Origin of the sequence: Lysinibacillus sp. FSL K6-3209, assembly GCF_037976175.1 — a bacterium.
In the GTDB taxonomy this organism is placed as follows: domain Bacteria; phylum Bacillota; class Bacilli; order Bacillales_A; family Planococcaceae; genus Lysinibacillus; species Lysinibacillus sphaericus_D.
The window spans coordinates 2,532,404-2,544,174 of the sequence record NZ_CP150264.1; the positions used below are offsets into that span (position 1 = coordinate 2,532,404).

At 40.0% G+C, this 11,771-nt stretch carries 13 protein-coding genes and 1 riboswitch; all 13 genes read right to left on the bottom strand.

Translation table 11 applies throughout. The features are described from left to right. Positions 1-6: 6 nt before the first annotated feature. Positions 7-2,220 (bottom strand): ribonucleoside-diphosphate reductase subunit alpha, encoded by a 2,214-nt coding sequence (locus MHH88_RS12245; RefSeq protein ID WP_069513268.1) that lies wholly within the window; start codon positions 2,218-2,220, stop codon positions 7-9. A gap of 160 nt (positions 2,221-2,380) precedes the next feature. Beyond that, a riboswitch (cobalamin riboswitch) is annotated at positions 2,381-2,569 on the bottom strand. Between the two features lie 107 nt (positions 2,570-2,676). Beyond that, positions 2,677-3,363, bottom strand: a complete 687-nt coding sequence (locus MHH88_RS12250) for a hypothetical protein (RefSeq protein ID WP_339258376.1) — start codon at positions 3,361-3,363, stop codon at positions 2,677-2,679. Then, on the bottom strand, positions 3,360-3,854 hold the full coding sequence (locus MHH88_RS12255) for an ECF transporter S component (RefSeq protein ID WP_069513266.1): 495 nt from the start codon (positions 3,852-3,854) through the stop codon (positions 3,360-3,362). The genes MHH88_RS12250 and MHH88_RS12255 overlap by 4 nt, the downstream gene beginning before the upstream one ends. A 34-nt stretch (positions 3,855-3,888) precedes the next feature. Next, positions 3,889-4,281 (bottom strand): bifunctional adenosylcobinamide kinase/adenosylcobinamide-phosphate guanylyltransferase, encoded by a 393-nt coding sequence (locus MHH88_RS12260; RefSeq protein ID WP_339258379.1) that lies wholly within the window; start codon positions 4,279-4,281, stop codon positions 3,889-3,891. Beyond that, positions 4,233-4,829, bottom strand: coding sequence for a histidine phosphatase family protein (locus MHH88_RS12265; RefSeq protein ID WP_339258381.1), 597 nt, complete (start codon positions 4,827-4,829; stop codon positions 4,233-4,235). The genes MHH88_RS12260 and MHH88_RS12265 overlap by 49 nt, the downstream gene beginning before the upstream one ends. Continuing rightward, positions 4,802-5,578 carry an adenosylcobinamide-GDP ribazoletransferase gene (gene cobS / locus MHH88_RS12270; RefSeq protein WP_339258383.1) on the bottom strand — a complete coding sequence of 259 codons (777 nt, stop codon included), beginning with the start codon at positions 5,576-5,578 and terminating at the stop codon, positions 4,802-4,804. Before cobS ends, MHH88_RS12265 begins: the two co-directional genes overlap by 28 nt. 203 nt (positions 5,579-5,781) lie before the next feature. Continuing rightward, entirely contained in the window at positions 5,782-6,357 is a 576-nt protein-coding gene (locus MHH88_RS12275; protein ID WP_339258385.1) for a bifunctional adenosylcobinamide kinase/adenosylcobinamide-phosphate guanylyltransferase, read from the bottom strand. A gap of 13 nt (positions 6,358-6,370) precedes the next feature. Beyond that, positions 6,371-6,979: a histidine phosphatase family protein gene (locus MHH88_RS12280; RefSeq protein ID WP_339258387.1), complete on the bottom strand. Its 609-nt coding sequence runs from the start codon at positions 6,977-6,979 to the stop codon at positions 6,371-6,373. 5 nt (positions 6,980-6,984) lie between these two features. Then, on the bottom strand, positions 6,985-8,070 hold the full coding sequence (locus MHH88_RS12285; RefSeq protein WP_339258389.1) for an aminotransferase class I/II-fold pyridoxal phosphate-dependent enzyme: 1,086 nt from the start codon (positions 8,068-8,070) through the stop codon (positions 6,985-6,987). Continuing rightward, positions 8,057-9,013 carry an adenosylcobinamide-phosphate synthase CbiB gene (gene cbiB / locus MHH88_RS12290; protein ID WP_339258391.1) on the bottom strand — a complete coding sequence of 319 codons (957 nt, stop codon included), beginning with the start codon at positions 9,011-9,013 and terminating at the stop codon, positions 8,057-8,059. Before cbiB ends, MHH88_RS12285 begins: the two co-directional genes overlap by 14 nt. After that, positions 9,010-9,690 (bottom strand): adenosylcobinamide amidohydrolase, encoded by a 681-nt coding sequence (locus MHH88_RS12295; RefSeq protein ID WP_339258393.1) that lies wholly within the window; start codon positions 9,688-9,690, stop codon positions 9,010-9,012. The genes cbiB and MHH88_RS12295 overlap by 4 nt, the downstream gene beginning before the upstream one ends. A 280-nt stretch (positions 9,691-9,970) precedes the next feature. After that, a complete protein-coding gene (locus MHH88_RS12300) occupies positions 9,971-10,153 on the bottom strand; it encodes a hypothetical protein (RefSeq protein WP_069513257.1) in 183 nt (60 codons plus the stop codon). 230 nt (positions 10,154-10,383) lie between these two features. Beyond that, the gene (locus MHH88_RS12305; protein ID WP_339258396.1) at positions 10,384-11,742 is read right to left on the bottom strand and encodes an aspartate kinase; all 1,359 of its coding nucleotides are present in this window, start codon (positions 11,740-11,742) and stop codon (positions 10,384-10,386) included. Between the last annotated feature and the right edge of the window lie 29 nt (positions 11,743-11,771).

Genomic DNA, 11,771 nt, shown 5'->3' on the forward strand with positions numbered 1-11,771 from the left:
TTCCTCCTAGCTCGCACAAGACTCACATTCTAGCAATTCAACGGATGTTGAACGCACATAATAAGTCGTTTTCACGCCACTTGCCCAAGCATTAAGATGTAAAGCGAGTAAGTCTTTTGCTTGAATCGTATTTTGCACATATAAATTAAGCGATATGCCTTGGTCAATATGACGGGCACGTGCTGCATTTTGTTTAATCGTCCAGTTTTGATCAATAAAGTAAGCAGACTTATAATACCAAGTCGTTACGGGTGATAAGTCAGGTACTGTAACAGGAATTTTGTAATCCTTTTTCTCCTCGGAGTAACTCTTTTGGAAAATCGGATCAATCGTTGCCGTACTGCCTGCCAAAATGGATGTCGATGAATTTGGTGCTACTGCCATTACATACCCATTGCGCATTCCATAATTCGCGACATCCGCACGCAATGCTTGCCACTTGTCACTGTTGTAGCTACGCTTGTCAAAATAAGCACCTGTTTGCCAGTCAGAGCCCTCAAATAATGGGTAAGCACCTTTTTCTCGCGCAAGTGCACTCGATGCACGAATCGTTAAGTATGCAATATGCTCGTATAATTTATCAGCATAGTCAACTGCCTCATCCGACTCCCATTGAATTTCCTTCAAGGCAAGTAAATGATGCCAACCAAATGTCCCTAGCCCAATTCCACGATAACGAGCATTAGTACGCTCCGCTTGTTTCACAGGAATAGTATTTAAGGCAATGACATTATCTAACATGCGCACTTGAATCGGTATTAAACGCTCTAACACACCAGCCGGAACAGCCTTCCCTAAATTGACAGAAGATAAATTACATACAACAAAATCTCCAGGCTTACGACGTGTCACAATCACATCATCTTCTAACGTAATGGATTCGAATTGCGTTGGCGACATGTTTTGGAAAATTTCAGTACATAAATTTGAACTATAAATCATCCCTTCGTGCTTATTTGGATTCATGCGATTTACTTCATCGCGGTAAAACATAAATGGTACACCTGTTTCCAACTGTGAACGCATAATACGCTTCATAATATCGATTGCCGGCACCACTTCTCGACTTAATAGTGGATTGGCAATGCACGACGCATATTTATCTCGGAAAGAGCCTTGTCCTTTTTGCTCATCATAACAATCTTCGAGTGAGAAGCCCATTACCTCACGTACTTCATGTGGGTCAAATAAATGCCACTCTCCACGCGCTTCGACTGCTTCCATAAAAATATCTGGTAAACATAAACCAGTGAAAATATCATGCGCGCGTAATCGTTCGTCTCCATTATTTAAACGTAAATCTAAAAACGTAAAGACATCTTTATGCCAAACATCTAAATAAACAGCGATTGCGCCTTGGCGTTGACCAAGCTGATCCACTGACACCGCTGTATTATTGAGCTGTTTGATCCAAGGCAGTACTCCACTAGATGCGCCTTTAAACCCTTTAATAGAGGAGCCGCGACTACGGATTTTTCCCATGTAAACGCCTATACCGCCCCCGTATTTCGATAATGTTGCAACATCTGTGTTCGTATCATAAATACTTTGTAAACTATCATCTACCGTATCAATAAAGCAGCTTGAAAGCTGGCCATGTGTTTTTCCGGCATTTGACAATGTCGGTGTTGCAACCGTCATATATAAATTACTCATCGCCCAATACGATTCTCGTACTTTTTCTAAGCGGTTTTCCGTTTCATCTTGCATCAATGTCATTGCAATGACCATCCAACGCTCTTGCGGTAATTCTACAGGTGTTTTTGTATAATCACGCACAACATAGCGGTCCATTAACGTTTTTAATCCGATATACGTAAACAGTTCATCACGACTCTGTTCAAGATAAGACGCAAGCTCGACTAGCTCTAGTTCACTATACTTCGTCGTTAAACAGTCATGATAAAGCCCTGCCTCGGTATAGCGAGCAAGTTGCTCCGGAAATACCTTATAGACATCTTCCACCCCAACGCCACGACGGGTAGCAAATTGATCATACAATTTTTCTAAGTAAATTTGGGCAGCAACAAATGTCCAATATGGCTCTTCCTCATCAATAAGACTAAGTGTTTGTAAAATCATCGCATCCGCCCAAGCTTCAAATGTTGCATTGTCATTTTTTCGTAGCCATCTATCCGATAATCTTACAAAGCTTTCAAGCTCCTCCTCTGTGTAACTTTTCTTTAACTTAGCCATCTGTTGTTCGATTTGAATTGTCATATTCCCATTCTCTCCCTTTCTATCAGCGCACACAAAAAAGCGATTACACACCATGTTTCGGTTGCGTAATCGCTGTAAAATCGGAAATGGAAATGAAGGACATGTACACATCGAAGTGGACAAATCTCTCGCCTCCACTTCTCAATCCCCGAAGATGTGTTGCTGTCTTGAACAACTCGGCAGGTCTCCTGGCTCATGCTTCCTTCAAATAATTGCCTTCCCGTTCTTTCACAGTGGCATCCTAATTATTTGTCAGCACTTACAGTTGCGGGGACAGCTTCGGCTTTAGATATCTCTATTTCCGAATTCCCTTTTAAACCATACTGGTACCGCTTGTCCAATATACTATATATAGTGTTTTAACTCCTAAACAAATCTAACATATTGTGTTTAACGTTTCAATAGGCGTTTTGCCCCTTGTATTCTCGTAAACGCTACTTTTGCTCGAAGCAAGCCCTATTCCAATGCAGTTTTACGCAGTTTCTCAAAATTTCTAGTAAAAATTTTTTGTGCCAGTTGCTCTTTTTCTGGATTGATTCCTAGTAAAATTACCGCACATGGGCCTGCTGTTTTTCCTACATCCAACGAACTTTTAATTTGTTGCTGCCCAAAAAGTCTTGAAAATTCTGCTTGTAAGCCTTGAGAACCTACCGGCCAAACTTGTTGCACAATTTCCTCGCGCCAAGCTTGGTAAATGGGTTGTAGTTGGGCCACATCTTCAGGCTTCGCAAGCACTTCATTGCCAACGAGTGGCAGTCCATACGTATACCAAATCAGGTTGTCACGAACAAATGGCGACCTTGTTTGTATTTCACCTAACATGGTTACAGATAATCCCGATTGCACTGTCGGCATATTGGATTCTGAACTGCCATTTACAGGTGGACATGGTAGACCTGCTTCTTCAAAAACTTGCGCAAGTCCTACGACATAACGAGACCACGCCTCATCACCTGAAAAGTTGGCAAGAATAATATGACTGGGTAGAGCATCGCCTGCAAGCTGTTCTAGAAAAGTGACGCGCCCAGTTAAATAGGCCGTTAATGTATCCGGAGCCGATACGACATCTTGAGGTTTTTCTCCGATGGCAGCAGCATTATCTGTTGTAACAATCAGATTCCCTATTTTTACTGCATTTCTCAATTTGCTCGCCCCGCCTTACGAACAAACACTTTCGAGAGTATTGGCATCACGACAGCGACAATCAATAAATTGATGACAGTTGCCATGAAAATACTCGCTAATGAGCCCCAGAAAAACGCTGGACTAATGATGAAATAAAATGGGAGTGGTGCGATCACACCGTTCAATATAAGCGCAACCGGCCATTTCCAAAAATGCATACCTTTTTTGTGCATCACACCGAATAGCCATACAACAATAAACATTTCGGCCGCAATAATAAGATGCAATGGTCCAAGCTGAAAACCAGATGTCAGTGCTGTAATCAAATGACCGATTAACCCTGCTACTCCTGCCAATACAGGCGATAAAAATGCAACGCTTAAAAATGCTGGCGCTGAGTCGAGTGCCGCCGATGATACAAAAGACGGAATTTTAATAACTGCCCCAACTGCACAAATCGCCGCAACCATGGCTGTTAATGTCAAACTCATTAATTTTTGTCGATTCATTCCATTTCCTCTTTTCTACAAGTATTCTCCTCGTTTATTTAATACGTTCTGCAATGCCATACCAAATACGATTTACTTGTTTTGCTTCTGCAAATAACGCCTGATACAAGCGACCACACGTGTCACGCAATAATCTTGTTTGCTTTTCCATCGGTACAACACCACGTCCCATATCGGTTACAATCATATACACTACACAGTTTTTTTCAAGGCTTTTAAGTGTTGTTAAAATGTGATGGATAATGGCTTCATCTTCCTCCAAATTGCGTTTTACGAGCCATTGTTCTAAATTTTTAATAATTAGTGCATCACAATCAGGTGCAACATCTGGTAGTTCGCCATCAATTATCGTATAGTGATAATCTTTTAGTAATCGCTCTACATAAGCGGTTTTTCCGTTATAGGCTCCTCCGATAAAGACATGCATCTAGCTCCCTCCTTCCAAGCTGCTCGGGAAAACGTTAGCGTAAATAGGCGATTATGGGGTGCTTGATATGACCAAAAAGCCTCTTGTTGAGGAGCAAATGCAACAAGTAACGCTCGCACCACCCCACCATGAACGACGAGATAATAGTCATCCTCATCTTTTGGTAACGCTAAAAAACCTGCGACTACTCGCTCACAAAACTGATCAAATCTTTCACCGTTTGGTGGCGCATTTTTCAGTGGGTCATCTAACCATCTACGGTACCGATGATCTGACTTTAATTGGTCATATGTTTTGCCTTCAAAATCACCAAAATTCGTCTCTCGAAATCTCGCATCGGCTATATAGCTAGCTTGTGGAAAATAACATTTCGCCGTTTCTTGACAACGACGTAAATCACTGCCATATACTTTTCTAACAGAATCATTGACTATTGGAAGCGCCGACGCATGTGCTAAGGAAGAATCTGTCCAGCCAATATAACGCTTTTCCACATTTTCTTTTGTCGGTGCATGTCTCATTAAACGAACAGTAACAATGTCACCCATAGCACAACCTCCATTCCTTCAATTGAAGCACCTAGCAAATCACCCGAAACTCCGCCAAAATTACGCACTGTAAACTGCCGAAACAATACAAATGCTATGACTAAAACGACCATTAATAACAATGGCACCATTGAAAAGCTTAAAACTACGAACATACCACAATAAGCAAGTATAAGCGTAAGGAACATCAAGCTTATCAGTAAACGATGATGTATATGTGTTTTAAAAAAATAAGCAAGTCCTTTTTCCTTCGAACATTGTAACGATAGAAAATAGAAACTCATTCCTACACGTGTCAGTAAAGGGATAAAGACAAGCATCCATAATGAAAGTTTGTTCTGTACAAAAAGTTCATGTAGCACAACGAATTTTCCTAACACTAGAAATAACACAGATAGTACACCAAATGCCCCAACTCGCGGATCATCTAAAATTTCAAGTCGCTTGTCGCGATCGCGATAAGAAAAATAAGCATCTCCCATATCGATAAAACCGTCTAGATGCAAGCCTCCTGTAAATAATGCAAATAAACCGATAATTATAAATGTTAAGAGGACTTCACTGCTGGCTGTCCATTGTGTTAAACAGTAGATTATCGCTGCAACAACAGCTCCCATCAGCGCCCCTATCCAAGGTAAAAATGCAAACATTCCAGTAATTGTCCGTTTAGATAACGGAATTTCTTTATGTACAGGCAAAACTGTAAAAAATTGAAATCCCAGCAATACACTGTGCCATATAGTTTTCATCGCCTTGCCTTCTTTCTTTCGTGTTATCTCAACCAATTTTTATTCATGCGAAAATTAAAAAATCTAGAAGATTCATTGCCAATAGGACATGAAAAGCAAACGTTTATAGGAGCAACGTAAAGTCAACTCCCATGCTACGTGCCTTCTAGAAATTCCCGTTCGCTTCTTTTTGCGTGTCAATCACACCATACAAAGCTTTAAGGTTATTTCCATTTCTTGACGATACCATAATTGATTTCATAGGCTTCCTGTGAAATCGAAACAAACCATTGATGGAGATTGCCGAGCAATTGGCGGTACAATTCGACCTCCTCATTTCCATATGGCGGTTCATCAAAAAGTTCATTCGAAACGACAAAAAGCGTCACCTTTTTGTCAAGTAACGTCAACACTGCACTTTTCATAAACCATATTTTATCCTCTAGACAACCTGGCTTTTCTACACATGGCGTTCCACTATCAAATCCTTCATAAAAGGCATTGGTCAGCCATGTCGTCACACAGTCCCAAAGTACAATATCCCCTTCAACTAACGTATGAAAGGCATCCTGTATTTGATAAGGTGCTTCAATTGTATGCCACGCAATCGCTTGTTTTAAACGATCAGTCTGGTGGCGCTCTATTCGTTTTTCCATTTCAACATCCATGGCAACACCAGAAGCAATATATATCAATCGTTTGTCCATTAAATCTTTATTTTGATAGCGCAAAACAGCTTCTTGTTCGGCAAAGTGAGATTTACCGCTGCGAACCCCACCTGAAATAAAAATTAGCGGCACAGTTGTCACCTCTCTATTGTAAATGTTGTGTGCTACCAATAACCTTAACGTGCCAGCTTTCTTCAGTACGTTCTACGATGGTCATGCTTGTCCCCTCTATATGTGGCGCTGTCCAAAGCTGGTCAATGCCCCGCTCTAATATGGCATTAATTATGCATTTAATCGTTACTCCATGTGACACAATTAAAATATGTTCATGTGGATAACGTTGGGCTATATTTTTTAACGTATACATCGCTCGTTCTGTTACTTCGCCAAAGCTTTCGGTGTGAGTGGCAACAAATTGCGCTGGATAATTGGTATACAGTTCATAGTCAAAACGGTTAATCGCCATAATATTCTCCACTGTTTTCCCTTGCCAATTTCCTAAAAAAATTTCACGTAGATCATCCTCATAGTGAATTGCTAGCTTACGACCTGCCGTTAAATAGTGTAATGTTTCTTTTGCACGACCGCTTGTGCTACTATACGCTGCAGTAAAGGGAATATTTTTCAATTGTTCGCCAAGTTTTTTAGCATGTAAAATGCCGTTTTCAGACAATGGAGAATCTAACCACCCTTGCAATCGATGTTCTTTATTCCAAACTGTTTCCCCGTGTCGAACTAGATAAAAAGTTGTCACTTTTCTCACCCCTTATTTGCTTTAAACCACGTTTGTAAACAGTTATGTAAATAGGTCATCGCTGTTACATCCTTAATGCCGATGCGGAACCATTCACCATTTAATCCCCTAAAGTTTTTTGTATGGCGCAGGACAATTCCTTGCCCTAAACAAAAGCTAAAAAATGTATCTGGATGTTGGTTGCTTGGCAATGAAAAGCATACATAGTTTGTCACACTATTGGTCACACGGCATCCGTTATCTCGCAAAAAACGTTGGAGCCATTCTCTTTGAGTTGTGGCATAGTCGATTGCCTGTTGACAATAATCATGCTCATCCAAACAGCCCGCACCGATAACAAGCGCAAATGCGTTGAGATTCCAATGTGACAACATTGCTTTTAGCTCTGAAACAATGATTTTGCTTGCAACTAAATAGCCGAGTCTTAACCCAGGAATGGCATACATTTTGGTCATTGATCGCACAACAATAACATGTGGATTATGCGCAACTTCGCCAATTAATGAATGATCTTCACTGACCCAATCAATAAATGCCTCATCCAATACGAGTTCACAGTCTACTTCCGCTCCATAAGCTATTAAGCGGAGGAGTTCTTCTTTTTTTGGTAAGACACCTGTTGGATTATTTGGTGTACAGATATATACTGCATCTGCATGAACCATTTCTTGATAAAGTTGTGTCATTGGTAATGTATAGTTTATAACGTCATCCACAACAATTGACACAACATTCGCCCCGGCAGCCTTTAGCGTCCGTTCGTACTCCGAAAATGTCGGATGAATCACAATAACACGTTTATTTACATAGCGTCTGGCTAACACAGTAAATAACTCTGATGCCCCATTCCCTAAGACGATTGACTGTTTTTCAATGCGATGAAAATGGGCCACCTTTGTTAAAAAAGGTTCACCATCTGGGTCTGGGTAACGCTGAATTAATGGATAAAATGTGCGCCAGCGTGCCTCAACAAATGGAGGAGGACCTGCTGCATTGACATTCTCACTAAAATCAAATACTTCTGTCGGCATTTTCAGCCCGAGCTGCTGATAGACATTTTGCGGATTTGCTCCATGATTAGGTAATTGCAAAAATTAACACCTCCATTGCTAACATAACAAGCGTAAAGAGCAGTGTAGCAATTCGCATATGAGACACAGATGTTGCAATGTGCTCTTTCGTTAACGGTACAAGTTTTTCACCCATCGTCGCTCTATACGATGCAACACCTTGATATGTATTTTTCCCGCCGAGTTGTACGCCTAACTGTACAGCAGTTGCTGCTTCCAAATAACCGCTATTTGGACTAGGATGTTTTTTAGCATCCTGTACCCAGCGTTTTAAGCGTTTGCCAAGCGAAACCGTTGTTTCATTTTTTGTACCAAGTACCATCAACAATCCTGTTAAACGGCTAGGAATAAAATTTAGGACATCATCAAGTCTTGCGGCAAACATACCAAAATCTTTGTATTTTTCATTTTTATAGCCAATCATTGAATCTAACGTGTTTACTGCCTTGTATCCCCATAAACCAATTGCCCCAAATAAAAATGCATAAAAGAGTGGCGCGGTTACACCATCACTTGTATTTTCAGATACTGTTTCTACTACACCCCGAACAATTTCATCCTCATCAAGCTGATCGGTATCTCGCCCAACAATCCACGATAATTTCACACGTGCCTCTGCAAAATCTCCTTGGACAAGAGGCTCATAGACAGCTATTGCTGATTCTTTTAAACTACGCTGTGCTAGTCCAACGCCAATTAATAACCCCTCTATTAGAATTCCAAACACGATGTTCACTTGATAACTAAGCACTACAATCACGGTTACAACAAACATGGTCGTTCCAACGACAGCAAGCGCCATAATCATCCCACGAAATTTTCGCATATTGCCCTTATTCCACAAGGCGGTTTGCGCTTGAATAAGTTTGCCTATCCACCGTACTGGATGTGGCATTTTGGGAGGATCACCGACAACTAAATCAAATAATAAGCCAATGATACAGGCAATCACTAATAACATCATAGTGGATTCGCCTCTTTCTCTTTTTTGTATTTTTGGATGGCCTCACGCATCGTTTCATAAACACCATGTCCAATCACTTTGCCCAACATTGTGATAGGGCCTGCATATTGATGGAAATCGCCTTCTTCTGTCGATGCAATAAGCAAACTATCCGTTGACGTGCCTGTTGCTAATGTACCCGTAGTAGGGTCCGTAATATTTTCATCTATTAGTGCTTTAACCTTTGCCTCTGTCGTAGAGATCATTGCCTGGAACAGCGCCTCATCCGATAGTTTCCCATTGATTAGCACCCACGTATTAATCGTTCCAGCGTGATATTGCTCTTGTCGATGAAATGCACGTGTAATATCGACAGCATTGCCCAAGCCTGCCGTTATCATAACAACTAGATGCAACCCTTCATATGTAAATTCACGCATTGTTGCGAAACGAGCGTCTACCGCTGTCATCATCGCAACGGTTTTGTCGATGGGAAAACCCGCTGATTGCAAAAAACACCGTAATTCATGATGTGGTTTTCGTTCATCGTACGTTTTGGGTACAGAGCGATTCAGCAGATGTGTATAGTAGCCAAAGCCTGGATTATGCATCGCTGACGAGACAACTTTCATCGGAGTTGTTGTTTGAATCGTAACATAATTATCTATTATTTTTATATCTTCCATACGTACAATCATGATCTACTTACCTCCATTATTGATTATATAATTTATTGGTTATTCACTACTCCCTTTCAAACGGGAGAACCCATATTTTGTAGCGGAGGTAAATAAAAAAACAAATTCTTACAAGAAGAATTTGTACTGTTCATTCTTTAATTATGAATACACTGCAAATTTGAACCTTCTGAATTTTTTGTATAGTACAAAATAACAACTTCATCGTATTGAAATTATTTATTTCTTTGAAATTGTATCATAACTTTGATGTTTGCAACATTCATTTTAGCTAATTTTCTTATTGCTTTTGCTTTAAATTTTTAAATCGAATAATTGAACCGGCTATAATAAAAACCCAACCAATCCCAACAAATACAATTTTCATAGATTTCGTCGATGCTGGTAAAATGTCCATAATGGTTAAACAGACAACTAAAATACCGATAACTGACAAAATCATACCCATTGAAAAACTTTTCAATCTATTACGACCTCCTATCTATGTACGAACTCGATTTTACAGCATTACTGTATAAAAGAAAACTCTATTCCTTCTAGTAGTGTTTGATTTTTCGGAGGCATTCATACATCCATGTAACTACCAAAATGAAAAAGCTGCCTTATAAGCAATGAATGCATTACTTATAAGGTAGCTCCGTTTTATTTTTAGATAATTTTATCGTTATCATAAAACTATCGTATTGAGTTCACTTATGCTTGCACTTGTGCAAAGAATTCTCCATATAGTGCTTGTAAAATTCGATTTTCATACTCTTGTAGAACACCGAATACAAGACTTACTTCAGACGAGCCTTGATTAATCATTTCAATATTAGCTCCAGTTTTAGATATGGCTGTTGCTGCACGTGCCGCAAGACCTGTGTTATTACGCATCCCTTCCCCAACAATCACAATCATTGAGAATCCATGACGCATTTGGACATCATCTGCCTGCAATTCATTTTTCACACGCGTTAAAATACGCGCTTCATTTTCTGGTGTTAGTTGGTTGGATCGCATAATTACCGAAATATCATCTAAACCAGATGGAGTATGTTCATATGAAATATTTTCATCTTCTAAAATTTGTAGAAGCTTACGACCGAACCCTACTTCACGGTTCATTAAATATTTTGACACATATAACGTTGAAAAGCCGCTGTCTGCCGAGATACCTGTAACCGGACGACCTGTAGCAGGACGACTCGGTACAATTCGAGTACCTGGGGCTGAAGGATTATTTGTATTTTTTATGTTAACTGGCACCCCAATCTTATAGACAGGCATTAATGCTTCATCATGGAAGACAGAAAAGCCCGCATAGGATAATTCGCGCATTTCGCGATACGTTATTTCTTTAATTTCTACTGGATCATTCACGACTTTCGGATTTGCGGAAAATACACAATCCACATCCGTAAAGTTTTCATAAAGCTCCGCTTCAACTGCAGCTGCTAAAATAGAGCCTGTAATATCCGAGCCTCCGCGATCAAACGTACGCAATATGCCCGCTTTAGTGTAACCGAAGAAACCTGGGAAAACAATAATTTCTTTTGTATCTTTTAATGGCGCTAAATTTGTATAGGCTTCAGGTAAGGCAAACGTACGCTCAGGTAAATCATTGACGACCAAACCTTCTTTTGGACTTACATAACGTGCTGGCATACCGATAGAGTTAAAATACGCTGCAATAAGCTTGGCATTGTTATCTTCTCCTGCCGCTTTTAAGCTATCAATAAATAATTCTTCATTGGAAGGATCACCTTGCACACGTTCGCGCAAGTCTTCTGTAATAACGTCACAAATTGTATGATCTAGTTGTAAACCGTCAGCAATAGACTTGTAACGATTGACTACTGTTTGTAGTTTTTCTTCTATATTTTCATTTTGTAATGCCGCATTCGCTAAGTCAATTAGTAAATCTGTTACTTTTATATCATCACCAGAACGTTTTCCTGGTGCTGAAACGGCTACGATTTTGCGTGCCGGATTAGATTTTACAATGTTTGCTACTTTTTGAATTTGTTCTGCACTTGCTACAGATGTTCCACCAAATTTACATACGATCATATCTATCAAATCCTAACTTTTTAAAATAA

What these genes read in the sequence shown, in the direction of transcription:
- MHH88_RS12245 (WP_069513268.1), bottom strand. Translation starts at nt 2,220, where the DNA reads ATGACAATTCAAATCGAACAACAGATGGCTAAGTTAAAGAAAAGTTAC.
- MHH88_RS12255 (WP_069513266.1), bottom strand. Translation starts at nt 3,854, where the DNA reads ATGAATCGACAAAAATTAATGAGTTTGACATTAACAGCCATGGTTGCG.
- MHH88_RS12260 (WP_339258379.1), bottom strand. Translation starts at nt 4,281, where the DNA reads ATGCATGTCTTTATCGGAGGAGCCTATAACGGAAAAACCGCTTATGTA.
- MHH88_RS12265 (WP_339258381.1), bottom strand. Translation starts at nt 4,829, where the DNA reads ATGGGTGACATTGTTACTGTTCGTTTAATGAGACATGCACCGACAAAA.
- cobS (WP_339258383.1), bottom strand. Translation starts at nt 5,578, where the DNA reads ATGAAAACTATATGGCACAGTGTATTGCTGGGATTTCAATTTTTTACA.
- cbiB (WP_339258391.1), bottom strand. Translation starts at nt 9,013, where the DNA reads ATGATGTTATTAGTGATTGCCTGTATCATTGGCTTATTATTTGATTTA.
- MHH88_RS12295 (WP_339258393.1), bottom strand. Translation starts at nt 9,690, where the DNA reads ATGATTGTACGTATGGAAGATATAAAAATAATAGATAATTATGTTACG.
- MHH88_RS12305 (WP_339258396.1), bottom strand. Translation starts at nt 11,742, where the DNA reads ATGATCGTATGTAAATTTGGTGGAACATCTGTAGCAAGTGCAGAACAA.